Source organism: Variovorax sp. 10N420 (assembly GCF_056394705.1).
The window spans coordinates 473,511-498,035 of sequence record NZ_JBFTIJ010000003.1 but is presented as its reverse complement, the minus strand read 5'-3'; the positions used below and the strand labels follow the sequence as shown (position 1 = coordinate 498,035).

The 24,525-nt window shown below is 65.3% G+C and carries 24 protein-coding genes and 2 riboswitches; of the genes, 11 read left to right on the top strand and 13 right to left on the bottom strand.

What is annotated here, in order from left to right; translation table 11 throughout:
• Positions 1–198 precede the first annotated feature (198 nt).
• A complete protein-coding gene (locus tag AC1DEK_RS10435; RefSeq protein WP_478125144.1) occupies positions 199–576 on the top strand; it encodes a helicase SNF2 in 378 nt (125 codons plus the stop codon).
• An 86-nt stretch (positions 577–662) separates the two neighbouring features.
• Here AC1DEK_RS10435 and AC1DEK_RS10430 read toward each other — a convergent pair whose 3' ends face one another.
• From AC1DEK_RS10430 to purU, 4 genes are read right to left on the bottom strand one after another with little or no spacing between them, the layout of a single operon-like run.
• Positions 663–1,388, bottom strand: a complete 726-nt coding sequence (locus AC1DEK_RS10430) for an LrgB family protein (protein WP_478125143.1) — start codon at positions 1,386–1,388, stop codon at positions 663–665.
• Between the two features lie 2 nt (positions 1,389–1,390).
• Positions 1,391–1,738: a CidA/LrgA family protein gene (locus AC1DEK_RS10425; RefSeq protein ID WP_478125142.1), complete on the bottom strand. Its 348-nt coding sequence runs from the start codon at positions 1,736–1,738 to the stop codon at positions 1,391–1,393.
• Position 1,739: 1 nt separating this feature from the next.
• Positions 1,740–3,245 carry an FAD-linked oxidase C-terminal domain-containing protein gene (locus AC1DEK_RS10420; RefSeq protein ID WP_478125141.1) on the bottom strand — a complete coding sequence of 502 codons (1,506 nt, stop codon included), beginning with the start codon at positions 3,243–3,245 and terminating at the stop codon, positions 1,740–1,742.
• Positions 3,246–3,263: 18 nt separating this feature from the next.
• Positions 3,264–4,109, bottom strand: coding sequence for a formyltetrahydrofolate deformylase (gene purU, locus AC1DEK_RS10415; RefSeq protein WP_478125140.1), 846 nt, complete (start codon positions 4,107–4,109; stop codon positions 3,264–3,266).
• 90 nt (positions 4,110–4,199) lie between these two features.
• Between purU and aptA the strand changes: the two genes are divergently transcribed.
• On the top strand, positions 4,200–5,534 hold the full coding sequence (aptA, locus tag AC1DEK_RS10410; RefSeq protein ID WP_478125139.1) for an omega-aminotransferase AptA: 1,335 nt from the start codon (positions 4,200–4,202) through the stop codon (positions 5,532–5,534).
• Positions 5,535–5,567: 33 nt separating this feature from the next.
• Here the strand turns inward: aptA and AC1DEK_RS10405 are convergent, their stop codons facing one another.
• The 4 genes from AC1DEK_RS10405 to AC1DEK_RS10390 all read right to left on the bottom strand — a co-directional run bounded on the left by AC1DEK_RS10405 (position 5,568) and on the right by AC1DEK_RS10390 (position 9,151).
• The gene (locus AC1DEK_RS10405; RefSeq protein ID WP_478125138.1) at positions 5,568–6,407 is read right to left on the bottom strand and encodes a ChaN family lipoprotein; all 840 of its coding nucleotides are present in this window, start codon (positions 6,405–6,407) and stop codon (positions 5,568–5,570) included.
• A 33-nt stretch (positions 6,408–6,440) separates the two neighbouring features.
• Positions 6,441–6,719, bottom strand: a complete 279-nt coding sequence (locus tag AC1DEK_RS10400) for a BTH_I0359 family protein (RefSeq protein ID WP_478125137.1) — start codon at positions 6,717–6,719, stop codon at positions 6,441–6,443.
• 115 nt (positions 6,720–6,834) lie between these two features.
• A complete protein-coding gene (gene ydiK / locus AC1DEK_RS10395) occupies positions 6,835–7,908 on the bottom strand; it encodes an AI-2E family transporter YdiK (protein ID WP_478125136.1) in 1,074 nt (357 codons plus the stop codon).
• A 79-nt stretch (positions 7,909–7,987) separates the two neighbouring features.
• Positions 7,988–9,151 carry a DUF3108 domain-containing protein gene (locus AC1DEK_RS10390; RefSeq protein ID WP_478125135.1) on the bottom strand — a complete coding sequence of 388 codons (1,164 nt, stop codon included), beginning with the start codon at positions 9,149–9,151 and terminating at the stop codon, positions 7,988–7,990.
• 98 nt (positions 9,152–9,249) lie between these two features.
• Between AC1DEK_RS10390 and AC1DEK_RS10385 the strand changes: the two genes are divergently transcribed.
• A complete protein-coding gene (locus AC1DEK_RS10385; RefSeq protein WP_478125134.1) occupies positions 9,250–10,263 on the top strand; it encodes a fumarylacetoacetate hydrolase family protein in 1,014 nt (337 codons plus the stop codon).
• A gap of 19 nt (positions 10,264–10,282) precedes the next feature.
• On the opposite strand, the gene AC1DEK_RS10380 is transcribed toward AC1DEK_RS10385, so the two are convergent.
• Positions 10,283–11,056 (bottom strand): response regulator transcription factor, encoded by a 774-nt coding sequence (locus AC1DEK_RS10380; protein ID WP_478125133.1) that lies wholly within the window; start codon positions 11,054–11,056, stop codon positions 10,283–10,285.
• Positions 11,057–11,130: 74 nt separating this feature from the next.
• On the opposite strand from AC1DEK_RS10380, the gene AC1DEK_RS10375 reads away from it, so the two are divergent.
• The 3 genes from AC1DEK_RS10375 to AC1DEK_RS10365 are packed head-to-tail and all read left to right on the top strand — an operon-like array spanning position 11,131 to position 14,100.
• Positions 11,131–12,876: an FAD-dependent monooxygenase gene (locus AC1DEK_RS10375; protein ID WP_478125132.1), complete on the top strand. Its 1,746-nt coding sequence runs from the start codon at positions 11,131–11,133 to the stop codon at positions 12,874–12,876.
• Positions 12,873–13,085 (top strand): hypothetical protein, encoded by a 213-nt coding sequence (locus AC1DEK_RS10370; protein ID WP_478125131.1) that lies wholly within the window; start codon positions 12,873–12,875, stop codon positions 13,083–13,085. The genes AC1DEK_RS10375 and AC1DEK_RS10370 overlap by 4 nt, the downstream gene beginning before the upstream one ends.
• A gap of 40 nt (positions 13,086–13,125) precedes the next feature.
• Positions 13,126–14,100 carry a Bug family tripartite tricarboxylate transporter substrate binding protein gene (locus tag AC1DEK_RS10365; RefSeq protein ID WP_478125130.1) on the top strand — a complete coding sequence of 325 codons (975 nt, stop codon included), beginning with the start codon at positions 13,126–13,128 and terminating at the stop codon, positions 14,098–14,100.
• A 14-nt stretch (positions 14,101–14,114) separates the two neighbouring features.
• Here AC1DEK_RS10365 and AC1DEK_RS10360 read toward each other — a convergent pair whose 3' ends face one another.
• Entirely contained in the window at positions 14,115–15,308 is a 1,194-nt protein-coding gene (locus AC1DEK_RS10360) for a toxin-antitoxin system YwqK family antitoxin (RefSeq protein WP_478125129.1), read from the bottom strand.
• Positions 15,305–15,715, bottom strand: coding sequence for a VOC family protein (locus AC1DEK_RS10355; RefSeq protein WP_478125128.1), 411 nt, complete (start codon positions 15,713–15,715; stop codon positions 15,305–15,307). Before AC1DEK_RS10355 ends, AC1DEK_RS10360 begins: the two co-directional genes overlap by 4 nt.
• A gap of 75 nt (positions 15,716–15,790) precedes the next feature.
• Here AC1DEK_RS10355 and AC1DEK_RS10350 point away from each other — a divergent pair, with 75 nt between their 5' ends.
• The 5 genes from AC1DEK_RS10350 to AC1DEK_RS10330 all read left to right on the top strand — a co-directional run bounded on the left by AC1DEK_RS10350 (position 15,791) and on the right by AC1DEK_RS10330 (position 21,591).
• Complete coding sequence (locus tag AC1DEK_RS10350; RefSeq protein ID WP_478125127.1) at positions 15,791–16,147, top strand: DUF2946 family protein; 357 nt, start codon at positions 15,791–15,793, stop codon at positions 16,145–16,147.
• 103 nt (positions 16,148–16,250) lie between these two features.
• Complete coding sequence (locus AC1DEK_RS10345) at positions 16,251–18,551, top strand: TonB-dependent receptor (RefSeq protein ID WP_478125126.1); 2,301 nt, start codon at positions 16,251–16,253, stop codon at positions 18,549–18,551.
• Between the two features lie 25 nt (positions 18,552–18,576).
• A complete protein-coding gene (locus AC1DEK_RS10340; RefSeq protein WP_478125125.1) occupies positions 18,577–19,476 on the top strand; it encodes a copper chaperone PCu(A)C domain-containing protein in 900 nt (299 codons plus the stop codon).
• A gap of 67 nt (positions 19,477–19,543) precedes the next feature.
• Positions 19,544–20,284, top strand: a complete 741-nt coding sequence (locus tag AC1DEK_RS10335; protein WP_478125124.1) for a PhaM family polyhydroxyalkanoate granule multifunctional regulatory protein — start codon at positions 19,544–19,546, stop codon at positions 20,282–20,284.
• A gap of 38 nt (positions 20,285–20,322) precedes the next feature.
• Positions 20,323–21,591, top strand: coding sequence for an FIST signal transduction protein (locus AC1DEK_RS10330; protein WP_478125123.1), 1,269 nt, complete (start codon positions 20,323–20,325; stop codon positions 21,589–21,591).
• On the opposite strand, the gene AC1DEK_RS10325 is transcribed toward AC1DEK_RS10330, so the two are convergent.
• On the bottom strand, positions 21,552–22,877 hold the full coding sequence (locus AC1DEK_RS10325; protein ID WP_478125122.1) for a D-amino acid dehydrogenase: 1,326 nt from the start codon (positions 22,875–22,877) through the stop codon (positions 21,552–21,554). The genes AC1DEK_RS10330 and AC1DEK_RS10325 overlap by 40 nt on opposite strands.
• 87 nt (positions 22,878–22,964) lie before the next feature.
• A riboswitch (glycine riboswitch) is annotated at positions 22,965–23,070 on the bottom strand.
• A 4-nt stretch (positions 23,071–23,074) separates the two neighbouring features.
• A riboswitch (glycine riboswitch) is annotated at positions 23,075–23,175 on the bottom strand.
• 26 nt (positions 23,176–23,201) lie between these two features.
• Complete coding sequence (locus tag AC1DEK_RS10320) at positions 23,202–24,449, bottom strand: FAD-dependent oxidoreductase (RefSeq protein WP_478125121.1); 1,248 nt, start codon at positions 24,447–24,449, stop codon at positions 23,202–23,204.
• Positions 24,450–24,525: the final 76 nt, after the last annotated feature.

The window sequence follows — 24,525 nt, the reverse complement described above, 5'->3', positions numbered from 1 at the left end:
ACTGTTTCGGCTTCGGCAACAGACTTGTGCAGGAGTGCTAGGGTTTCTACTAAGAATTCGAGCGCAGAATTCACTCCACAGGACAGCAGCAGCAAGCAGTTCTGAGTGAACAGGGCCCGAGAGAGGTGGCCGCCCTCCAGGGACGGCGCCCCACCCAAGACCGGTTCGAAACCATCCTCACAGTCAAAAGGAACCGAAATGAAGACCTCGAAGATCATCGCCGCAGCAGCCCTCAGCCTCCTGGCCGCCGCCGGTGCCCAGGCAGAAACGTACGAAGGCGTACAGCCCCTGGTGTCGGCAAACAGCCGCGCCACAATCCAAGCCGAAGCCGTGACCGCAGCGCACCGTGCCGACCCCTACTCCGACGGCGCCGAGTCCGGCGTCCAGACGCTTGTAGCGAGCACCACCCCCCGCTCGGCAGTGCGCGACCAAGGCGTGGCTGCTGCGCACAGCGCGAACCCGTACGCTGAAGGCGCAACGGCCGGTGTGGCGCCGATCCTCGCCAGCGCCGTCAATCGCGACGCCGTTCGTGCCGAAGCACGCGCCGCTGCGCGCGGCAACTCGCTCGCGCTGTAACCCACGCGCTTTCGCGCCACCCTCATGCCGGTCATGCGAAATGCATGGGCCGGCTTTTTTGTGCGCCGGCGCAGAAGATCAGGAGATCAGAAGAGCCGAAAGACCAATGGCATCAGCAGCGCCGCCAGAACCACCTGCATGCCGAGGGCAAGGCCGGCATACGCGCCGGCATCCGCATTGACGTGCAGCGCCCTCGCGGCGCCGATGCCGTGCGCGGCGGTGCCGAGTCCGAACCCGCGCGCGGCATAGCCTTCAGCACTGGTGCGAATCCGAAGCACATCGAAGAGGTATTTGCCCGACAGCGCTCCGACCATGCCGGTCAGCACCGCGAACACGGCCGAGAGTGCCGGAATGCCGCCGATCTTTTCTGAGATCCCCATCGCCACCGGCGCAGTGACCGACTTGGGCGCGAGCGACAACACCACGTCGTGCGGCAATCCCATCGCCCACCCCAATGCGACCGCAGAGCCGCCAGCCGCCGCGCCACCCAGCAAGGACGCCAGCACCAGCCGGCCGAATCGCGCGCGCAACTCGGCGCGCCGCTGCCAAAGCGGCCATGCCAGCGCCACCACCGCGGGGCCGAGCAGGAAGTGAATGAACTGCGCGCCCGCGAAGTAGGTCTGGTAGTCGACGCGCGTGAGGAGCAACCCACTCGCCAGCACGACCACCGACCACAGCACCGGGTTGGCCCAGGGTACGGCGCCAAGCCGTGTGTATGCCGCGTTCGCGAGCAGATACACGACCAGTGTGGCCGTAAGGCCGAAGAGCGGCGTGGCGGAAAGATAGATCCAGAGTTCGACGAAGCGGGGCATGTTCAGGCCTCGTGTTTGCGATCCGGCCAGTACAGCACCATTGCCGTCACGCCGAGTCCGATCCAGGTCGACAACGCGATGACGACGAGCATGCGGCCGCCGTATTCGTTGAGCAGCGCAAGATGTGTCATCACGCCCACGCCGACCGGAACGAAAAGCAGCGAAAGATGACTCAGCAGAAAGGTGGCGCATTCGGCCACTGGTTCGCGCACCACCGCAAAGCGCAGGCCGACGAGCATCAGCATCATTCCGAGCACTGGCCCCGGGAGAGGCAAGGACAAGCCCCGCGACAAAACTTCGCCCGCCGACTGGAACACCAGCAGCCAGGCCATGCCGCGCAAGCCATTCATCTCAAAACCGCGGAAGGTCGGCGAAAGGCTGTGGCTTGCCGGCGCGGAACACCTGCTTGCCGTATTCGGCGCAGCGCTGCAGCGTCGGAATCACCTTGCCTGGATTGAGCGTGCCGGCCGGATCGAAGGCGCGCTTGACGCCGAACATCTGCTCGTTCTCGGCCGCCGTGAATTGCACGCACATGCTGTTGAGCTTCTCGACCCCGACGCCGTGTTCGCCCGACACCGTGCCGCCCATTGCAACGCTGGTTTCGAGAATGTCGGCGCCGAAGAGCTCGCAGCGGTGAAGTTCGTCCGGATCGTTCGCGTCGAACAGCACCAGCGGATGCAGGTTGCCATCGCCCGCGTGGAAGACGTTGCAACAGCGCAGGTTGTATTTCTTTTCCATTTCCTGGATGGCCAGCAGGATGTCGGCCAGCCGTTTGCGCGGGATCGTCGAATCCAGGCACATGTAGTCGGGGCTGATGCGGCCCGATGCCGGAAACGCGTTCTTGCGGCCGCTCCAGAACCTGAGTCGTTCCTCTTCGTTCTCGCTGCACGCGATGGCAGTGGCACCGCAGCCGCGCAGCACGTCCGTCATTCGGCCGATTTCCTCTTCGACCTCTTCGGCCGTGCCGTCGGATTCACACAGCAGGATCGCGGCGGCGTCGAGGTCGTAGCCCGCATGCACGAAGTCTTCGACCGCGGCAGTCATCGGCTTGTCCATCATCTCCAGGCCCGCCGGAATGATGCCGGCAGCAATGACGGCAGCGACCGCATCGCCGGCTTTACGAACATCATCGAAGCTGGCCATGATGCAGCGCGCCAACTGGGGCTTGGGCACGAGTTTGACGGTCACTTCGGTGGTCACCGCGAGCATGCCTTCGCTGCCGATCACAAGCGCCAGCAGGTCGAGCCCGGCGCAGTCGAGCGCCTCGCTGCCGAACTCGATCGGCTCGCCTTCGGCCGTGAAGCCGCGCACGCGCAGCACGTTGTGCAGTGTCAGGCCGTACTTCAGGCAGTGCACGCCGCCGGAGTTCTCGGCCACGTTGCCGCCGATGGTGCATGCGATCTGGCTCGAGGGATCCGGCGCGTAGTAGAGGCCGAAAGGCGCCGCCGCCTCACTGATCGCGAGATTGCGCACGCCGCACTGCACCACGGCCGTGCGGCTGACGGGATCGATCTTGAGGATGCGATTGAACTTGGCGAGCGAGAGCGTCACGCCGAGGGCGTCCGGCATCGCACCGCCGGAAAGGCCCGTGCCCGCGCCGCGCGCCACCACCGGGACGCCGAGCGCATGGCAGGTTCTGAGCACGGCCTGCACCTGGTCTTCGTTCTCGGGCAGCGCAACGACCAGCGGGCGCTGGCGGTAGGCCGTGAGCCCATCGCATTCATACGGGACAGTGTCCTCGTCGTTCGAGAGGATGGCGTGCGACGGCAGCTTCTCCCTGAGCGCGCCGACCACCTTGGCCTGAAGTTCTCTGCGGGGAAGCGAGACTTTTCGCGGTTCGGTGGACGCTGTGTTCATCGCGCCATTGTCTCCGTCTCAGCGGAAGACCACGGTGCGGTGCCCGTTCAGCAGGACCCGATGCTCGCTGTGCCACTTCACGGCCCGCGCCAGAACCTGGCTTTCGGTGTCGCGACCGCGTGCGGTGAGGTCTTCGACCGTGTCGGTATGGTCGGCGCGCTCGACGTCCTGCTCGATGATCGGGCCTTCATCGAGATCGGCCGTCACGTAGTGCGCGGTGGCGCCGATCAGCTTCACGCCGCGGTCATGCGCCTGGTAGTAGGGCTTCGCGCCCTTGAAGCTGGGGAGGAAGGAGTGATGGATGTTGATGGCGCGACCGGCGAGCTTGACGCACAGGTCGTTGCTCAGGATTTGCATGTATCGCGCCAGCACCACGAGATCGGCGCCTTCGGCTTCGATGATCTCGAGCTGCTTTGCCTCTCCCTGCGCCTTGGTCGCGGCAGTCACCGGAATGTGGTGAAAGGGCACGTTGTAGCTCGCGGCCAGCTGGTAGAAGTCGCGGTGGTTCGAGACGATTGCGCGCACGTCGATGGAGAGCAGGCCGCTCTTCCAGCGGAAGAGCAGGTCGTTCAAACAGTGGCCTTCCTTGCTGACCATGATGACCGTCTTCATGGGTTCGGCAGCGGCATGGAGCTTCCAGCGCATTCCGAACTTCGCCGCCAGTTCGCCGATTTGCTCGCAAAGGGCCGCTTCGCCCTGGTCGCATGCGAAGCGCACGCGCATGAAGAACAGGCCGGTGCCGCGGTCGTTGTACTGGGCTGCTTCTTCGATGTTGCCGCCGCGTTCGAGCAGGAATCCGGAAACGGCATGAACGATGCCGGTGCGATCGGGGCAGGAAAGGGTAAGGATGTACGCGGGATTCATAAGGCCGGCCATTGTCGCAGGGCGCACGGGGGGCGCAGCCGGTGCCAAAATGAACCTTTTCAAGCAAGAACGACCCCTCAGGAGCGATTCATGGCCTATAGCGACTTCAACATGGACAACCAGTGGTTGCCCTTCACCCCGAATCGTCACTTCAAGAAGGACCCGCGCGTCTTCGTGGCGGCCGACGGGATGGAGTTCACCACGCACGACGGGCGCAAGGTGATCGACGGCATCTCCTCACTCTGGTGCGTGGGCGCGGGCCACAACCGCAAGCCGATCAACGAGGCGATCAAGACGCAGCTCGACACGCTCGACTACGCGACGGCTTTCCAGGTCAGCAACGACAAGGCTTTCAAGGCCGCCGAGATGATTGCCGCCATGGCGCCGGGCGATCTCAACAAGGTGCTGTTCTGCAATTCAGGCAGCGAAGCGGCTGACACTTCGCTGAAGGTGGCGCTGGCCTATCACCGCGCGCGCGGCGAAGGCCACCGCAATGTCTTCATCGGCCGCGAAAAGGGCTACCACGGGGTTGGCTTCGGCGGCATGTCGGTGGGTGGCATTCCGGGCAATCGCAAGGTGTTCGGCTCGGCATTCCTGCCGCGCGTGGACCACATGCGCTTCATCCACGACCCGGTCAATCATGCTTACATCCACAACCAGGAGCCCGTCTGGGCCGAAGATGCACTGGCCGAACTGGAGCAGCGCATCCTGCCGCTGCACGATCCCAGCAACGTGGCGGCGATCATCGTGGAGCCGGTGGCGGGTTCGGCCGGCTGGTACCTGCCGCCCAAGGGCTACCTGCAGAAACTGCGCGAGATCTGCGACAAGCACGGCATTCTGTTGATCTTCGATGAGGTCATTACCGGCTTCGGGCGCATGGGCACCAACTTCGCGTCGGACTATTTCGGCGTCGTGCCCGACATGCTGAACTTCGCGAAGTGCGTGACCAATGGCGTGATTCCGCTGGGCGGCGTGATCTGCCGCGACAAGCTCTACGACGCGATGATGAACACTTCAGCGCCCGAGCACGTGGTGGAGTTCTTCCATGGCTACACCTATTCGGGCCATCCGGTGGCTTGCGCGGCGGCCATCGCGACGTTGGAGCTGTTCCAGAAAGAACAGCTTTTCGCTCGCGCCGGCGAGATGGGCAAGGTGTTGGGCGATGCGTTCCACAGCGCTTTCAAGGGGCTGCCCAACGTCATCGGCATTCGCAGCCTCGGCCTGGCAGCGGCCGTCGAACTCGCGCCGATTGCGGGCCTGCCGGGCAAGCGTGCCTATGACATCTTCCTGGAGTGCTTCCACAACGGCGCGCTGGTGCGGCCCGCTGGCGATGTTCTGGTGATCGCGCCGCCTTACATCGTCGAGAAGTCGCACATCGACAGCTTGGTCAACACGCTGTCGGACGCGATCAAAAAGCACGCCTGACGCACGTCACACATCACGCCTGACGAAGCGTGATCAGCCGGGCTGGCGGCGCTCCGTTCGCAGCTCGGCGCAGTAGTCTTTTTCAGGAAGGGCAGGCGTCGACCATGCGACGTCGTACACGTCAGCGTCAGCATGCGGAGCGCCTGCCTGCATCTGCACCACTTTCACTGAGATGTCGGTCGGCAAGTGCTGCGGAACCCCCAGCATCTTGTCCGCATGCCCGGCGCCGCTCACGAGCAGCACCGTCTTGCCGGGCACACGCGCCTTGACGATCGCCTGCGCCATCGACCGGTCGCGCGCGATCTGGATGCGCGTCATCGGGACGATTTGCGACTCGGGCAGCAAGTTGCAGTGGCCGCTTCGTACCGCCTCGCGTTGGGCCGACTGGGCGCCATCGGCGAGTTGGGCGTCGAGCGAAACGTCCTTCATCGCATCCTTCATGTGCTCGCGCGGCAGATTGGCGCCGATCACGGGCACGCCTGCACGCACTGCGGCCATCACAATGGGACCGTAGTCGCTCCAGGGCCAGGCGTTGTCGTTCCAGCTCAATGCGGTCTGTACCTGGGCTTCGATCGCATCGGCGCCAAGATGGCCGGTGCTGTTGCCTGCGTCGGCCATTTCGAGGGCCAGCGCCGCCAGCCGGCCATCGGCGGCGAGTGCTTCGACGGTTTGGCGCTCCAGGACATGGTGTTCGGGGGCATCGTGCTGCTCGCCGAGCAGCAAGGCGTCGACGGGCAGGAGCTTTGCGACGCGGCGGGAGACAGGAGCGTCGGCGGCCGTCGTTCCCGCGGCGCAGCCGGCCAGGAGAGCGGCGCCAATGATTGCGCTGATTGGTGCGACGAACGTCTGCGTGAAAGCGCGTCGAAGGAGCATGGCAAAAAAAGAGCGCCGAAGCGCTCTGGGTGATCAGTGGACGAGCACAGGAGTGTGCGCCAACTCGGCGTACCCCTCCAGGGTGTCCTCGACTTCTTCCTGCGTGGGTGTATTGAGTTGCCACGCGGCGATCTGCTGTTGGAAGAGTTCGGCCCATGAGCCGTCGAGGTACACCTCCTTGCCCGAGCGTTTGTCGACGATCTCGAAGCCGTGGCGCGCCAGAACTGGCAGATGAGGCGCCAGTGGCGCTTCTCCTTCGGTCGGCTGCACGTGCACGACGACGAAGGAGTCGGAGTCGTAGAGCATTTGCATTTCGGGTCCTGTGAGGATGTCGATGGCATTCATAGTCGTTAGATAGCAATCAACGCGCCAGTTTCAATATCCTTCGTGCGCTGTAGGAGCCTGCCTGTATCGTTTTGTGTCCGGATCAGCTCTTTGCCTCGACGGTCGTGAGATCGGGATCGGCCAGCCAGGCTTCCAGCAGGGTGTACGAGACCGCCAGCATGACCGGTCCGACGAAGATGCCGACCAGCCCGAAGCCGAACAGCCCGCCGATCACGCCCGCGAAAATCAGCAACAGCGGAAGATCGGCGCCGCGCTTGATCAGCCACGGACGCAGGAAGTTGTCCATCGTGCCCACGATCAGGGTCCAGATGAGCAGAAAAATCCCCCATCCTGTCGAGCCGCTCCAGAAGATCCAGACCACTGCCGGCGCCAGCACCAGCGTGGGGCCGATCTGGACGATGCAGAACATGAACATCACCGCCGTGAGCAGCGCCGAAAAGGGCACGCCGGCGATCGCCAGGCCGATTCCGCCCATCACCGCCTGCACGATGGCCGTCACGCCCACGCCCAGCGCGACACCGCGGATCGCCTGACCGGCGAGGATCACGGCGTCTTCGCCACGCTGACCGCCAAGTCTCCGGCCGAACAGGCGCACGGTCGCCGCCGCAGCCTCGCCCTGCGCGTACATCAGCCCGGCGATGACGACTGTCAGCAGGAACTGCAGCGTCAGCGCGCCAACGACGCCCGCCTGGGCAAACACCCATCCGGTGACTTGCTTGGCGTAAGGCGCGATTTCGGCTTCCAGCCCCGCCACGCCTGATGCGACCTGCGCGTTCCACGCCGTCGTCAAGCGCGGTCCGATGAAAGGCAGCCGGCCCAGCCAATCCGGCACCTGCGGCGGCCCCTGGCTGATGAGCGACCTGACCCATGCCGTGACCTCGTTCGCATTGGCGGCAATGGTCGAGATCGCCATCGTCAGCGGCAACACGAACAAGAGCAACAGAATCAGCACCATCACGAGCACCGCGAGGCTGCGGCGCCGCCAAAGCCGGGCTTCGAACCACAGCAGCGCCGGCCATGTCGCCACCACCACCATCGCGGCCCAGATCGTCGCGCCCAGGAACGGCCGCAGCACCCAGAGCGAAGAACCGATGAGCAGGGCGATGCTCAGAACGTTGAGCGTGATCTTGGCCAAATCGGTGCGGGGTTCGGTCATGGTGCGGTGCATCTTTGCTTGAATGCCCCGCAGTGTCCCCGAAGTCGGCCGGCCGGCAATCGTCAAGATGGGTGTGGTGCTAGTTCGATGTGCGCAAGGGGACCTGTTCGCGCAACTGGAGATCCGCGAAATCCTGGTTTGCCTGCGTCTGCTTGATCCTCACCGGCAGATAGCCCATGTCCGGTGCAAGCCAGAGTTCGACCTTGTCATCGAACGGCTGGCGCGGATTGCGGGTGAGCCTTCGAACCGAGAATTCGCCTGCCGGCACCGTCACGCGCTCTTCGCCTGAGACGTTGAAGGTCCAGATTTCGGCGTCGGAGGGCCCGACCGTCTGCACGGCGACGACTGAGCCCGGCGGATAGCGCCCCGGGTCGCCGGCCATCAAGGCGCCCAACTGCATCACGACGCTGAGCCGGTCTTGCGCGCCCGCCAACAACGGCACGCTGGGCGCGTTGTTGCTGAAGACCACGGTCTTCTGGTCTCGAACGAAATGCGAAGCGACCTCGGTCTTGCGCTTGTCGGCAAAGCGAAGCGGCTCGATTCCTGTCGGGCCGATGACGCCATTGCTGTGCAGGCTGCGAAAAGTCTTGAACAGAAATGTGAGCGACAGCTTGGCATCGTAGTGCTCGCCATCTTGCAGCCAGACGAGATCGCCGAACACGCCTTGCATGGGCGTCGAGCCCTGCTGCGCGGTGGCGGCAAAGGCGAGGCGAACGGAGCCTGGAATGCGCAGCGGTACCGAGCCGGGCATGTTGGCTTGCGACGCTTCGCTGTCGGGCTTGGCGGCGCCTTGGTCGCCGTTCGTTCCTGAGCCAGCTTCGTTGCCGGTCCCGGGCGACATATCAGTAGCCTCCGGCGAGGTGTTGGTTGGCGGGGCGATTTCCTGCCACTGCGGCAGGGGCTGCGGCTGGGTCGGGATCGCCGCTTCGGATGCGGGTGTTGGCGAAGGTGTCGCTGGACGTGGCCGAACGCGGGGGCGGGGACGCGCGGGCTTGTTTTCCGCGGCAGGCGTTGCCGGTTCTGGTGCGGCGGCGGGCTCAGACTCAGAGATGGGCGGAGGTGCGACAACGATCGTCCGGGTGATGAATCTTTCGGTCAGCGTCGTCGGGGGTGCTCCCATGCCCGATGGGGCGAGCCCCAGCAGCATCAGGTGGACGATCACCACCGCGGCGGTGAGCAACGCCAGCACGCGCCAGGGCGGACGGGGTGCTTCGGGCATGGCGGGGAGAGTGAACGTCGGCATGGGAGGTGGACCCGGTGCCGGCCGCGAGGTTCATCTCGGTACACTGCCGCCCGGTCAATCAGTTTAGTAGCGATGCCGCGCCGGCATCGGCCGCCACCATGAAACTCGCCACTCTCAAAGACGGTTCGCGCGACGGGCAGCTCGTCGTCGTTTCGCGCGATCTCGCCACCGCGCATTACGCCACCGGCATCGCCAGCCGCATGCAGCAGGTGCTGGACGATTGGAGCTTCATCAGCCCGCAGTTGCAGGATCTCTACGACGCGCTCAACGGCGGCCGTGCGCGTCATGCTTTTCCGTTTGACCCGACTCAGTGCATGGCGCCGCTGCCGCGCGCCTATCAATGGGCCGATGGCTCCGCCTACATCAACCATGTCGAACTCGTGCGCAAGGCCCGCAACGCCGAGGTCCCCGAGAGCTTCTACGTCGACCCACTGATGTATCAGGGCGGCAGCGACGATTTCATCGGTCCGTGCGATCCGATCGTGGTTTCCAGCGAGGCTTTCGGCATCGACTTCGAGGCCGAGGTTGCGGTCGTTACCGGCGACGTCAGGATGGGCGCGACACCCGCGCAGGCGCTCGATGGGATCCGGCTGGTCATGCTTGCGAACGATGTGAGCCTGCGCAACCTGATTCCGGCCGAGCTTGCCAAGGGGTTCGGGTTTTTCCAGAGCAAGCCATCGACGGCTTTCAGTCCCGTGGCGGTCACCACCGACGAACTCGGCAACGCCTGGCAGGGCGGCCGCGTACACCTTGCGCTGCAAAGCACCTGGAATGGCCGGAAGGTCGGCATGTGCGATGCGGGCGAGGAAATGACCTTTCATTTCGGCCAACTCGTCGCGCACATTGCCAAGACGCGAAACGTGCGCGCCGGGAGCATCGTCGGCAGCGGGACCGTGAGCAACAAGGGCGTCGAGAAGGGTGGCCGGATGGAATGGCCGAAGGGCTACAGCTGCATCGCCGAGAAGCGCTGCATCGAAACGATTCAGGACGGCCAGCCTTCGACCGAGTTCATGAAGTACGGCGACACGATCAGGATCGAGATGAAGGCGCAGGACGGCCAGTCGGTCTTTGGGGCGATCGATCAGGAAGTGGTGGCGCCGGGCGGGGGCTGATGACAGCCCCCAGCCCGCGTCATGCGCGGCTACGCAGCAACTCCTTCATGTTTGCAACGCCCAACCTTCGAAACGCTCGGTACTGATGTGTTCTCGCGGTCGTGAGCTCGATGCTCATTTCTCGCGCCGCTTCCTTGGCCGTCTTGCCGGCCAGCAGATGACCGATCACCTCGCGCTCGCGAAGGCTCAACCCCGGCAAGCGCGAGGCGAGCGTTGGCTCGGCCGCTTCCCTGGCGACGACCGCACTGCGGCCGTGCGCTGCTGTTGCATCTGCCAAGAGCATTGCATGCGCTTCCAGCAGGTGGAAGTCCTCCGGGCTGAAATCCGGCTGTGCGAGGCTCCTGTAAAAGCTCACGGCGGCGCGCTGCCCTGAAGGCAGGAGAAGCAGCACCGACGCACGCTCGCGAATTCCAACGTCCCCGTAGCAAGCCGCGCGATAGGCAGGGTCGGCCACTTCTTCCGCACGCTGGTGGCCCAGCCATAACTGCGCCCGCTTCGGCAGCTTTCGGGCGGCCAGCCATGCCATGTTGGCGTCGAGCAGGTCGAAGCGCTGCGCCACATAGCGCTCGGCGGTGCGTTCGGCAGTGTTGCCGTAGGAGCTGGCGGCCGAGACGGTTTCGATGCGGCCCGCCGAGTCGACTGCAAAGACGGTGCAGAAGGTCACCGGCAGCACGGCGTGCATCGCCGCCAGATAGCTGGCGGCCAAGTGCGACGTGCCGACGCCGGCGAGCACGTTGCTCACGACCGACGCCGCGATCGGCCGATCTTCGCCTTTGACTGGCCAGCGTCTCATCGTGGGGGAAGGGTTTGCACTTCGTACGAAGTTACGACAACGACGGCTCTCGTGCATCCGGACAATCCCTTCGCATGACTACCGCTGTCGTGCCCCATCCCTCCGCGCGTGCAGGCGATGCTGCAACCGGACCGCTGCCTCCGCAGGCGGCCGATCTGCCGCCATCCGTCGGCGCGTTTCACTACACGCGCCACGAACCACGCCTTCCATCGTTGGTAAACGGACAGGAGCCCGCTCGCCATCCGGTGGTGATTGCCGGAGGGGGCCCCGTCGGCATGTCGCTCGCGCTTGGCCTGGCGAACCATGGCGTCCGAAGCGTGATCCTGGAGGCCGACGACACCGTTTGCGTCGGCAGCCGGGCGGCATGTATTTCGCGCCGGAGCCTGGAGATCGTCGAACGCCTCGGCGCGCTCCCTTCGTTTCTGGCCAAGGGTTTGCCGTGGACCGGCGGTCGCAGCTTCTACAAGACGGACGAGGTGTTCCGCTTCGAAATGCCGAACGACGCCAGGCAGAAGCTGCCGCCGATGATCAATCTCGAGCAGTACTACATCGAGCAGTACCTGCTGGACGAGATCAATCGCCGCAACGAGTCGACGCCGGGGATCATCGACATCCGCTGGGGCACCGAACTCACGGGGTTTGTCGAGGATGCCGATGGCGTCTCGCTGTCGGCACGCAATGAGCAAGGCGCCTATGCATTGAACGCCCAGTGGCTGGTCGGCTGCGACGGTGGCCAGAGCTTCGTGCGAAAGTCGCTCGGGCTCAACCTCGAAGGCACGGCTTACGAAGGCCGCTACGTGATCATCGACATCGAACTGCACAGCGAACATCCGACGGAGCGGCGCGCATGGTTCGATCCGCCGTGGAACCCCGGCTCGACGGTGCTGATGCATCGGCAGCCGGACGACATCTGGCGCATCGACTATCAACTGCGCGCCGGGCAAAGCACCGAGGAAGCGCTCCAGCCGTCTGCGGTGCACGAATTCGTGCAGCGTCACCTCGATGCAATCGGCGAAGGTCACCTGCCATGGAAGACGGTCTGGACGTCTGTCTACCGTGCCGGCGCGATGACCCTGGAGAGCTACCGCCACGGCCGCGTGCTGTTCGCCGGCAATGCTGCGCATGCGATGCCGATCTTCGGGGTGCGCGGCCTGAACTCGGGCTTCGATGATGCGGACAACCTCGCCTGGAAGCTGGCGCTGGTGGCGCGCGGCGTGTCGAGCGCGGCGCTGCTCGACAGTTATTCGCAGGAGCGCGTTGCCGCTTTTCATATCAACGCTGAAAGCGCGATGCGCAGCACCGAATTCATGTCGCCGCCGACACGAGGTTTCGATTTGCTGCGCGAGGCGGCGCTGTCTTTGTCAGGCGCGCACCGCGAGATCGCAAACCTGATCAACCCGCGCCAGACGCAGGCGGTGCAGTACGAGAACTCGGCGCTTTCGAGCGATGACGATGCATCGATGCCGGGCCCGCAACCAGGCGACGCCATGCCCGATCAACCGCTTGCACTGGACCTTCACCTCACCGACTGGCTACGGCCGGCTTTCATGGTGCTCGTCCTTAACATGACGCGCACGGACGCCACGCTCACAGCCGAAATCGCGGCCGCCCAAGCGACGCCGCTGCCGGTGGTGATCTGCGAGCTCCCGCCGGGAAGCGCCGATGCATCGGTGTTCGCTGCCCTGGGTGCGGAAGAGGGCGCCGTCTATCTCTTGCGGCCGGACGGGCACGTCGCCGCGCGGTGGCGCCGAGTCCCTTCGGGTGCGCTGCGGCATGCCCTGGAGCGCGCGTCGGCGCTCGCCGAAACGGAGCACGCATGACTGCCTTGTCGCTCGAGGCGCGTGATCGCGTCTATGCCGAATGTGCTCGCGCCATCACCGAGGCTGGCGCCGAGCGAGAATCGCTTTTCCTCGCGCGGCTCGCGCTGCTGCTGTTCGAGCAGATCGGCGATGAGGCGCGTTGTCGGGCCGCGTTGGCGCAAGCGCTGCGCGATCTGCCAGCGCCGTCGCTGTCCGCGGGGCCCACCTGAATTCACGTCAACGCTTCAGAAAAACCAGGAGACTTATTCGATGGATCGCAGAACCCTGCTCACCACCCTCGCCGCTGGCGCCGCGGCAGCCGCCGCACCTTGGGCGCGAGCCCAGACCTATCCGGACCAGCTGATCAAGTGGGTGGTGCCGTATCCCGCCGGCGGCGGAACGGACGTGATCGCGCGCACGCTCGCAGAGGCGATGCGCCAGACGCTGGGCCAGCAGATCGTCATCGACAACCGTCCGGGCGCGTCGACCAACATCGGCGCCGAATTGGTCGCGAGGGCCAAGCCCGACGGCTACACCATCCTGTCGGCCGACAACGCTGTGCTGGCCTTCAACGAGCATCTCTTCACCAAGCTGCCTTTCAACCCGTCCAAGGACTTCACGTACATCGGCGCGATCGGCAAGTTTCCGCTGGCACTGGTGGTCAACCCGAACTTCCCGGCGAAGGATTTCAAGGAGTTCCTCGCCTATGTGAAGGCCAATCCGGGCAAGGTCAACTATGCGTCGCCAGGCAACGGTTCGCCGCATCACCTGGCGATGGAGCTGTTCAAGAACCGCACAGGCACATTCATCACGCACATCCCATACCGCGGGGCGGCGCCCGCCATGGCGGACGTCATGGGCGGTCAGGTGCCGTGCATGTTCCTCGATCTGGCGTCCGGCCTGTCCATCATGCAAAGCAAAAAGGTGCGCGTGCTGGCCATCGGCTCCGGCGCTCGCTCGAAGCTGCTGCCGAACGTGCCTACGCTCGCGGAAGTCGGCGTGCCCAATGCGGAGGTGTTCGCGTTCCAGGGGATCCTCGGCCCGGCAGGTATGCAGCCAGCGGTAGTGACGCGGCTCAACACCGATCTGAATCGCGCGTTCACGGCGCCTGAGGTGCAAAAGCGCTTCAACGACTTCGGCATGGAGGCAATGCCCGGCACCCCTCAGCAGTTCTTTGCGCTGTCGCGGGCGGAGTCGCAGCGCTGGGGCCCCATCATCAAGGCCGCGGGCATCAAGCTCGATTGAGGCTGCGAGGCTGCTCAGGGCCGGGCAAACGCCTTGCGCGAGCCGTCCTCGAAGACTTCGTCGTCCCGTTCGAGCTTGCCAAGAGCGTCCCACACGCGTTCGCGGGTGACGCGCCCCTTGTCGTCGTAGACCGACTCAGCGATGAGCGTGCCGTTTTCGCTGAAGCGCTGATGCGTTCCGACGGGGATCTGCCGGAAGCGGTCGATCGCCACGTAACGCCCGACGGCAGCGCGCTGTCCGTTGTCGTGGAATTCGGTGATTTCGATCAGCCGTGCGTCGCCGTCGGCGCCATAAACCGCCTTGCTCCGCGGCTGGCCGTTCAGGTAGAAGCTTTCGTCGCTGGTCGGGTCACCGGCCGCGTTCCAGCGTTGGTCGCGCACCAGCGTGCCTTTTTCTGAGAACTCCTGTTCGCGCTGCTTGATCGGGCCACGTTCGCTCAGCAGGGAGACCACTTCGCGGCGCTTGATGCCTTCGGACGAAAAGCGTCGCTCGGTCCGCTGGTTGGGCAGGAATTCGTCGGTTGCCGAGGGCTTGCCGTTGTCATAGAAGTCTTCGCTTCGCACGCGCTTGCCCGCCAGATAGGACACACGGGAGCGCAGTATTCCCTTGGCATCGAACAGGTCGACACGCGACGGCCCGCTTCCGAAGCCGCAGAGTCGCGCGTCGTCGGCAACGGGCGCGAGCACCGGCTTGTCGCCACAGCGCAGGGCCGACAGCTGGCCCCGATCGGTGAACTCGACCGATGCGCGTTCGCCTGCGGCATCCGCGAAGTAGGTCGCTTTGCGCAGCTGTCCGGAAGGATAGAAGCTGCGCACGAGGCCCGTCTCGCGGCCGTCGTCGTAAGTGGCGTCCCTCACGACCTGTCCGTTCGGTGAAAACTCTCGGGCGCGTCCGTCCATGTTGCCGCTGGCGTTCACCGAGTATTCCTTCGCCAGCTTTCCGTTTTCGTAGAGGCGCACGCGGCCCGTGAAGGTGCCGCCCCGAACCTCTTGCTCGCGAACCAGCTCGCGGCTGTCGGGGTCCCTGCAGCGCATCAAGCCGGTCTTGCCGGCAGTGCTGTTGCCGTCCGCGGGATTGACGGCGGCGCCGTTGAGATCGCAATCCTGGGCAGCGTAGGCCGCGCCCGGGCCAAACAGAAGAAGGCCGGCCAGCACTCCCGCGACCCGTAGCAAGGTCGACGCGGCAGCGCTTGCGGAGCGCGGCGTCATGTGTCGTAGACGGTATCCAGCGACCGGAAGCCCTTGGCCTCGATCGGATTGCCGAAGGGATCGCAGAAGAACATCGTCCATTGCTCGCCGGGCTGGCCTTCAAAGCGAACCTGGGGTTTCAGGACGAAGTCGGTCCCGGCGGATTCGAGGCGTGCAGCCAGTGCGCGCCAGGCGGGCAGTTCGAGCACGATGCCGAAGTGAGGCATTGGCACCATCACGTCGCCGACGCGGCCTGTGCGCGAGGTGGCGAATGGCTCGCCGAGGTGCAGCGAGATTTGATGGCCGAAGAAATCGAAATCGACCCACGTGTCGGTGCTCCGTCCTTCGGCGCATCCGAGTACGCCGCCATAGAAGCCCCGCGCTACGTCGAGGTCGCGGACGTGAAAGGCGAGATGAAAGATGGACATGTGACTTTTGTGTCGAATCGTTCATTGTCCACAAGCCGGGGGGAGATGGCGAGGGTTGATTGATAATCCCTTTCGATGTCCCCACTGCGCCGCGCCCACCGCCTGATCAGCTTCGTGCTGATCTGGTTTGCGCTGTCGCTCGGCGTGGCGATCGCCTCGCCGGTGGTTCATCCCCAGGCGATGGAGCTGCTCTGCTCCAGCGCCGGCGCGGTCAAGGTGGTCGTGCAGACGGACCATGGCCTGCAGGAAGTGGGCGGCGCGCACATGGACTGCCCGCTGTGCGTCATAGCAGGCGCCCCTCCGCCCACGCCAGCTGTCGTGCTGCCAGCGATCCACCCGCTGGCGCATGCCGTCCAAGCCATCCCTGCCGCGCGCATCGCCGCGGCGACCGCGGCGCCGATGCCGGCGCGCGGTCCTCCAAGTCTCCTCTGAAGTAATTCGGCCTTGCCACGCCCGGGCGCCACTTCTGGTGGTGCGCCCGAGCCGGCTTCCCGCAATTCACCGGCGCCAGGAGGGCGCCGAGGAGCACTTTTCGATGAACAACAAAACCGTGCTGTCGCTCGCCATGAGCGCGGCATTTCCGTGGGCGGGCGCGTGGGCACAGGCTGCCGACGACGCGCCCGAGCGGGTCAAGTCGCTCGGCGTGGTGACGGTGACCGGTGGCCAACCGAGCTCGCTGCCCACGCAGATCCCGACCACGATCGAAGGCATCACGCGCGAAGAAATCCAGACGCGCATCAACGCCACCGACAGCGAGGACGCGCTCAAGTACATGCCAAGCCTGCTGGTGCGCAAGCGCTATATCGGCGATTACAACCACGCCATCTTGTCGACCCGCGCCTCGGGCACCGGCAACAGCGCGCGCTCGGCCGTGTATGCCGACGGCATCCTGCTGTCGAATTACCTGGGCAACGGCATAGCCAACGGAACGAATTACGCGCCCCGATGGGGGCTCGTCACGCCGGAGGAGATCGAGCGCGTCGATGTGATGTACGGCCCGTTTTCGGCAGCCTACCCGGGCAACTCGGCGGGCGCGGTGGTCGACTACGTCACCCGCATGCCGACCCAGCTGGAGGCGCACGTCAAGGCAGGCTATTCGTCGCAGCCCTTTGATCTCTACAACACGCACCAGACTTTCAACAGCTGGCAGACCAGCGCCTCCCTGGGCAGTCGCAGCGGCGACTGGTCATGGTGGATTGACGTCAGCCGCACCGACAGCCAGGGGCAGCCACTGACCTTCACGACCGCGACGGTGGCTTCGGGCACGGCGGGCAGAGCCGGAACGCCCGTCACCGGCGCCGTGCTGGGCCTTAACACCACCAACACGCCCTGGTACATCCTGGGCACCGGCACCCAGTACCACACCGTCCAGGACCACGCCAAGATCAAGCTGGCGTACGACTTTTCGTCCACGGTACGGGCAACCTACACCGTCGGCTGGTGGCAGAACACCGCGGAGGGTCGCCCCGCCACCTACCTCGGCAATTCGGGCGGCCAGCCGGTCTACACCGGGCTCGTGAACATCGCGAGCCGCAGCTTCAGCCTGGGGCCCACCGCCTTTCCGCTCACGAACGACAACCAGACGCACTCCATGCACGGGCTTTCGGTCAAGAGCAACACGCAGGGCGAATGGGACTGGGAAGTCGCCGCGAGCCTTTACGACTACGCGAACGACCAACAGCGCGCACCGACCATCGCGCCGCCACTGGCGAACTTTGGTGGCGCCGGCACGTTGCAGGACCAGGGCGGGACCGGCTGGAACACGGTCGCGGCCAAGGGCACCTGGCGGCCGCAGGGCGTGGGCGGTGCCCACATCGTCGATTTCGGCGTCGGCCGCGACGCCTACAAACTCGGCATCCTCAAGAACAACGTGCTCGGCAGTTGGCTCGATGGCCCGCCAGCCTCCCTGGTCAGCGATGTGGGAGGGCGGTCCCAGACCCTGAGCGCCTGGGCGCAGGACGCCTGGTCCTTTGCGCCCAAGTGGAAGGCGGTGCTGGGATTGCGCTATGAGGACTGGAAGGCCATGGATGGATTCACCTCCACGGCCACCAACACTCTGGCCTACCCGGATCGCGGCGAATCCGACTTTTCACCGAAGGCCGCGATCGCCTACCAATGGAGGCAAGACACGGTGCTGAAGGCTTCGCTCGGACGCGCCGTGCGGTATCCAACGGTGGGCGAGCTCTACGGAACGACGACGGGCGGCGCACTGTCCTTCATCAACGACCCGTTCCTGAAACCCGAGAAATCATGGACCAGCGAACTGTCGGCCGAGAAGGACCTTGGCAACGCCCTGGCACGTGCAACGCTCTTCCACGAGACGACAGACGACGCGCTCTACAGCCAGCTGATCCCCAACACCACGATCTCGCGCGTTCAGAACATCGAAAAGGTGCGCACCACCGGCTTCGAGCTGGCCTACACGGGACAGGACGTGTTGGTTCGTGGCGTCGAGGTCGGCGCCAGCCTCACTTTTGCCGATTCGAAGATCGTGGCGAACCCCGGCAATCCGGCGAGCGTCGGCAAATGGCAACCGCGCGTGCCGCGTTGGCGCTCGACGGTTTTCGCGACGTACAAGCCTGATGTGCAATGGGCCTTTACCGCCGCCGCGCGCTACAGCGGAACCCAATATTCCAACCTGGACAACAGCGACGTGAACGGCTTCGCCTACTTCGGCGCCAGCCGGTACTTCACGGTCGACCTGCGAGCCCGCTACCAGATCGACAAACGCTGGTCCGCTGCCCTGGGCATCGACAACGCCAACAACTACCAATACTGGAATTTCCATCCGTACCCGCAGCGCACCTACACCGCTGAACTCCGTTTCGACCTCTGACTCCACTCTTCACCAAGGATCTGCCATGAACCCCGCATTCAAACTCAAGCACGTCGCTGCCTGCATTCTGCTGACTGGCGCCGGCGGTGCCTTCGCCCACGTGACGCTGCCGCCGGGCGGCGCGACCGCCGGCAGCAACTACGAAGCTGCTTTCCGTGTCGGCCATGCATGCAAGGATGCGAAGAGCACCACCGGCGTCGCCGTGCGGCTGCCCAAGGGATTTGCCTTCTCCGATGCGCAGGCGCGCAAGGGCTGGAAGCTCGAAGCGCCGCCCGCGGGTGACAATGGCGGCGAAGTGCGCTGGACTGCCGAAAGCGCGCAGTCGGCTCTTCCTGCCAACGAGCGCGCCGAGTTCGTCGTTCGCGGCAAGCTGCCCGCGACGCCCGGCGTGTTGTGGTTCAAGGTGCTGCAGTCTTGCGACAACGGCAGCGCCGACTGGGCGCAGATCCCGGCCAGCGGCAATGACACCGCCGGCCTCGAAAGCCCGGCGGCGCGGCTCGACGTGCTCGCGCCCGGCATTGCCGCGGTCGATGTGCGCGATGCGTGGATTCGCGCATCGGTGCCCGGTCAGAGCGGCACCGGCGCTTTCATGAAACTCAGCGCGCCGTCGGGCGCGCGACTGGTCGGGGCTTCGACGCCGGTCGCCGGCGTGGCGGATGTTCACGAGATGAAGATGGAGGGCGACACCATGCGCATGCGCGCAGTCGAGGGCGGGCTCGACCTGCCGGCGCGCCAAACCGTCGAACTCAAGCCGGGCGGCTATCACCTGATGCTGACTGACCTGAAGCAGCCGCTGGCCAACGGAACCAACGTGCCTCTGACGCTGCGCTTCGAAGATGCCAAGGGGCAGAAGACTTCGCTGAACATCAACGTGCCCGTGCTCACTGGCGCCGCGGTGCCCGCGGGCGGCGAACACAAGCACTGAGCGATCCAAAGGCCGGCGACGTTGGAGTAAGCTGCCCCACACAAGAACACTCTTCCGGAGACCCCTCATGAGCGACGCAAGCAAGCCTTTTGCCTTCAGCCAGTTCGTTCCCGGCTTCGATTTCTTGCGGAACCTGGCGAGCGGAGGCGCTGCGGCCAGCGCGAGCGCGGTTCCGGGCATGCCGAGCCTCTCCAGTTGGGTGGCGCCCACGCTCAGCGTGGAGGAGGTCGAAAAGCGGATCCAGGAACTCAAGACGGTGCAGTTCTGGCTCGAACAAAACGGCCATGCGCTCAAGGCGACGATCCAGGCGCTCGAAGTGCAGAAGATGACCCTCTCCACGTTGCGCGGCATGAATGTGCAAATGGAAGATCTCGCCAGCGTCTTCACCCGGCAGGCCGCCGCGACGCCGGCGTTCAGCACCGAGTCCCCGCCCCCCGCGGCCGCAGCGGCTTCGAAGGCGAAACCGCAAGCTGAAGAGGAAGTGGAACCGAAAGAGACTGGCGCCCCGGCCGGCCCCGAGGGCGCGGCGGGCGCGGCAGGCGTGGTCGACCCGCTTCAATGGTGGGGCGCACTCACGCAGCAGTTCCAGCAGATCGCGAGCTCTGCCTTGCACGAAGCTTCACAGGTCAAGATGCCGATGATGCCGCCGCTGACCGAAGCGCACGGCGAGAAGACGCCGGCGGCATCGGGCAAAGCGCCACGAAAGACGGCTACCGCCGCATCCAGTAAAAAATCCGCCGGCGGTCGCAGTGCCGCCGGAAGCAGCACATCGCCCACTCCGGCGCGCAAGCGGGCGCGCGGACACTGACGACGCCTTCTTCCCTTCCCGCACAGAAAGCCGAGCGCATGAAGCTCTTTCCTTCCGGGCACGCCACTCATCCGCAATGGCGCATGGCGGCCGGACTCGTGCTCGCCCAACTGCGTGCGCAGATGGCGCTGGCCGACTACGCGCGCGCACCCACGCTGGGCCTGCTCTACATCACCGATCACTACTCGGCCGATGCGCAGGAGATCCTCGATCACCTGGGCGCCGAACTGCCAGAGATCACCGATTGGTCCGGCACCGTCGGCGTCGGCGTCGCCGCGAACAACGCCGAATACTTCGACGAGCCGGCGCTCAGCGTCATGCTGTGCGAGTTGCCGACCGATCAGTACCGTGTGTTCTCCGGCGTGGCGCCGCTTGCGAGTTCGGAGATGAGCGGTTTCGCGGCGAAGATGGCGCTGGTGCATGCCGACCCGCGTACGCCGGAACTCGCCGAACTGATCGCCGAGATGGCTGACCGTACCGATACCGGCTACCTGTTCGGTGGCCTCTCGTCGGGGCGCGCAGGATCCTTGCAGTTCGCGGTCGGCGGCAACGGCAACATTCCCGGGCACGGTGCGGTGGGCGGAGTTTTCTCGGGCGGCTTGTCGGGCGTGGTGTTCGGCGAAGGCGTGCGCCTGGTGTCGCGCGTCACGCAGGGTTGCCAGCCTGTGTCGCAGGAAAGAGAAATCACGCACGTGGACGGCAACCTGCTGCTCGAGCTCGATGGCGAGCCGGCCCTCGACGTGCTGCTCGACGACCTGAATGTTTCGCTCGATGCGCCCGAGCATGCCGTCGATGCGGTGCGCGCCACCCTGGTGGGCTTGGCCGAGGCCGGCAGCGATGGCGTAAGGCGTACGCGCGACTTGGGCGCTGACGTTCGTGTGCGGCACATCATCGGACTGGACCCGACGCGTCGCGGCGTGGCGATTGCCGACGTGGCGGAGCCCGGCATGCGAGTGAGCTTCTGCCGACGCAACGCGCAGGCGGCGCGAGCCGATCTGATGCGCGTGTGCGCCGAAATCCGCGAAGAACTGGAGCCGGAGGAGCAGACCTTGGCCACGGCGCGCGCTGTAGCCGCCGGCGAAGCCGAGGCCGCGCCGCACCCCGCGCGCCGCATCGCCGGTGCGGTGTACGTGAGTTGCTCCGGTCGAGGTGGCCCGCATTTCGGCGCTCCCGGCGCCGAATTGCAGATCGTGCGACACGCGCTGGGCGATGTCCCGCTGGTCGGCTTCTTCGCCGCAGGCGAGATCGCCCGCCATCACCTCTATGGCTACACGGGCGTGTTGACGGTCTTCACCAGCGACGACTGACGTTTCGCGCCGCGTCCGATCGCGCCGGTGAAGCTGAAATCCACTTCCGGTGTGAGACCGCTGACGATCCGCGCGATCGACTTGCCCGAACCGCAAGCGTGCGTCCAGCCGAGTGTGCCGTGGCCGGTGTTCAGGAACAGATTCGGCAGTTTCGTCGCGCCGACCAGGGGCACATTGCTCGGCGTGGCGGGGCGAAGGCCCGTCCAGAACTGCGCCTGCGTAGGGTCCCCGGCGCCCGGGAACAGCTGCTGGACGCGGCGAACGATGGCTTCGCAGCGAACGCGGTTCAGGTCGCGGTCGTAGCCATTGAGTTCGGCGGTGCCTGCGATCCGCATCCGATCGCCGGTGTCCGAGGTGTAGCGCGAGAAGACGAGCTTGAATTCGTCATCGGTCAACGACACCTGGTACGCCTTGGCTGCGTCGACCACCGGCATCGTGACCGAGTAGCCCTTTGCCGGATAGATCGGCAGACGAAGGCCCAGCGGAGCGGCAAGGAGCGGGCTCAAGGAGCCCATCGCCAACACGAACGCGTCGCCGCGAATGCGTTGGAATCTGCCCTCGTCGTCCGTGACTTCGGCGTGCTCGATCGAGCCACCGGCTTCGCGCAGGGCGGTCACGGTATGGCTCATAAGGAAGCGAACGCCCGCTGCCTGGGCGAGAGCGGCGAGTTCGCGTGCGAATCGGTTCGCGTCGCCGGATTCGTCTTCGGCCGTGTAGGTGGCGCCAGCCAATTGCGGGCGAATGTGGGCCAGCGCGGGCTCGAGCTTCACCGCCTCGTCGGCCGAGATGACCTGCCGGTCGCAGCCCAGCGCGCGCATCTGTTCGGCAGGCGCCAGTGCGGCGTCGAATTCCTTTTGCGTCGTATAGAAGTGAAGGATGCCCTGCATGCGCTGGTCATAGGCAATGCCTGTATCCCGCCGCAGTTGTTGCAGCGTTTCGCGGCTGTAAGTGCCCAGGCGAACGATCTGCTCTATGTTGTGGCGGGTGCGTGCCGGCGTGCATTCGCGCAGGAACTGCAATCCCCAAAGCCATTGCCGCATGTCTGGGCGCAGACGGAACAGCAGGGGGGCGTCTTCCTTGCCGAGCCATTGCAGCACCTTCAGCGGTGCACCCGGATTGGCCCAGGGCTCGGCATGGCTCACCGAGATCTGGCCGCCGTTGGCAAAGCTGGTTTCGGCGGCTGGTGTGGCCTGCCGGTCAATGACGGTCACTTCGTGGCCGAGTTGCTGGAGGAAATAAGCCGAAGTCACGCCGAGCAGGCCGGCGCCAAGAACGATCACGCGCATTTGAGTAAACCTCTAAGGTTGCAGCGCTTGGATCGAACGAAAACGGATGCTGTGAAAACGAAAGCAACCGGACCGTGCGTCCAAGTTGCCGCTCCCCCTGTCCTCGGTACCTGAGAGATTCACCCGTTGCGCCCGCAACGGGTTTGCTCCTTCGGTGCATCACTTTGCGTGATGGCTCTCCAGACGGCTCTGACAGTTGGTGCAGTACAGGCTCGTTGTTGCGAGCCGACCTGAGCGTTTATGGGAGTTTGCGCCTTCGGTGAGGCCGCCAGGCGGCCTGCTCTCCTGCAGTGGGGCGATTGTAGGGGCGCTGCGGCGCGCTGGCTACAGGCCCCTGAAGGCGAAGTCGAGTTCGGGTCGCAAGCCGCTGACGATACGGGCGACCGATTTGCTCGCGCCGCAGGCGTGGGCCCAGGTGGGTGTACCGGGGGCCGTATTGAGGAAAAGATTGGGTACTCGCGTCTTGCCGATCATCGGCAGGCGGTTTCTGCTTACCGCGTGCATCGCCGTGTCGAGCGATGCCTCATCGGTTTTCGCCATTCCGGGAAACAGAATGTCGATGCGGCCCAGCATTGCTCGGAAGCGGTCCGAATCGGGCTCGCTCTCTTCGTCATCGCGTACACGCACCGTGGAGGAGACCCGGAGATACACACCGTTTGCGCTTTCGAGCCGTCTGATGCGCAGCTTGCCCTGGCGATCGTGCAGTGCGATGTGCGGTGCACGCGCCGCGTCCTTGACCGGCACCGTCGCGATGTACTCACGCACGAAGTTCAGCGGCATGGCGATACCGAGCTCTTCAGCATGCGGGACGCTCGATGCGCCCAAGGCGAGCACATAGGATTGCGCGCGCAGGGCTACCGGTTGTCCTTGCGCATCGAGCAGGTCCACGTGACTGATCCGGCCATCGCGGATTTTCAGCGAAACGACCGTGTGCTTCATCATGAATCGCACGCCGGCCGCGCGGCACAGGAAGACGATGCTGGCTGCGAACTGGGCTGGATCGCGTGCCGGGTCTTCGGGCGAGAACGTTGCTCCGGCGAGCGCGGCGCCAACGGCATGCAGTGCGGGCTCGAAGGCCATCGCTTCCTCGGGCGAGAGCAGGCGCTCCTCGCAGCCGAGTTCGGACCAATGGGGTGCCCGCGCCACGCGCGCTCGAAAAGCTTCGGCGTCGGTAAAGAACTTCATCAGCCCGTTCGAGCGCGGCCGCTGAGGCATGCCAGCCTCGTCATGAAGCGCCCGTGCGGTGTTGCGGCTGTAGGCTGCCAGGCGCACCAGTTGATCGAGCGGATCGCGTTGAGGCGGCGCACCGATGGCGCGGTCGAGCAGTTCGGAGAGGCGGCGACGCACTTTCCCCCAGAGCCGGGGCCCATTGCCTTTGCTTCGCCGGGCACCGGCCGAAGCCGCACCGCCGCCGTGCAAGGCGATGGCGGGCTCGCCGGGCTCGGCCCTGCCCCGGGCTTTGGCGGCGGGGGTCGCGTGGCGGTCGACGACGATCACCTCGTGACCGAGCTGCTGAAGGTAATAGGCCGTCGTAACGCCGAGCAAACCAGCGCCGAGCACAACCACGCGCATGTCCGAATCCTTTTGGGATGGCATGAACGGCGGGCGTTGGTGCTTACTGTGTCAGCGCCGAAGACCCGTGTTCAGA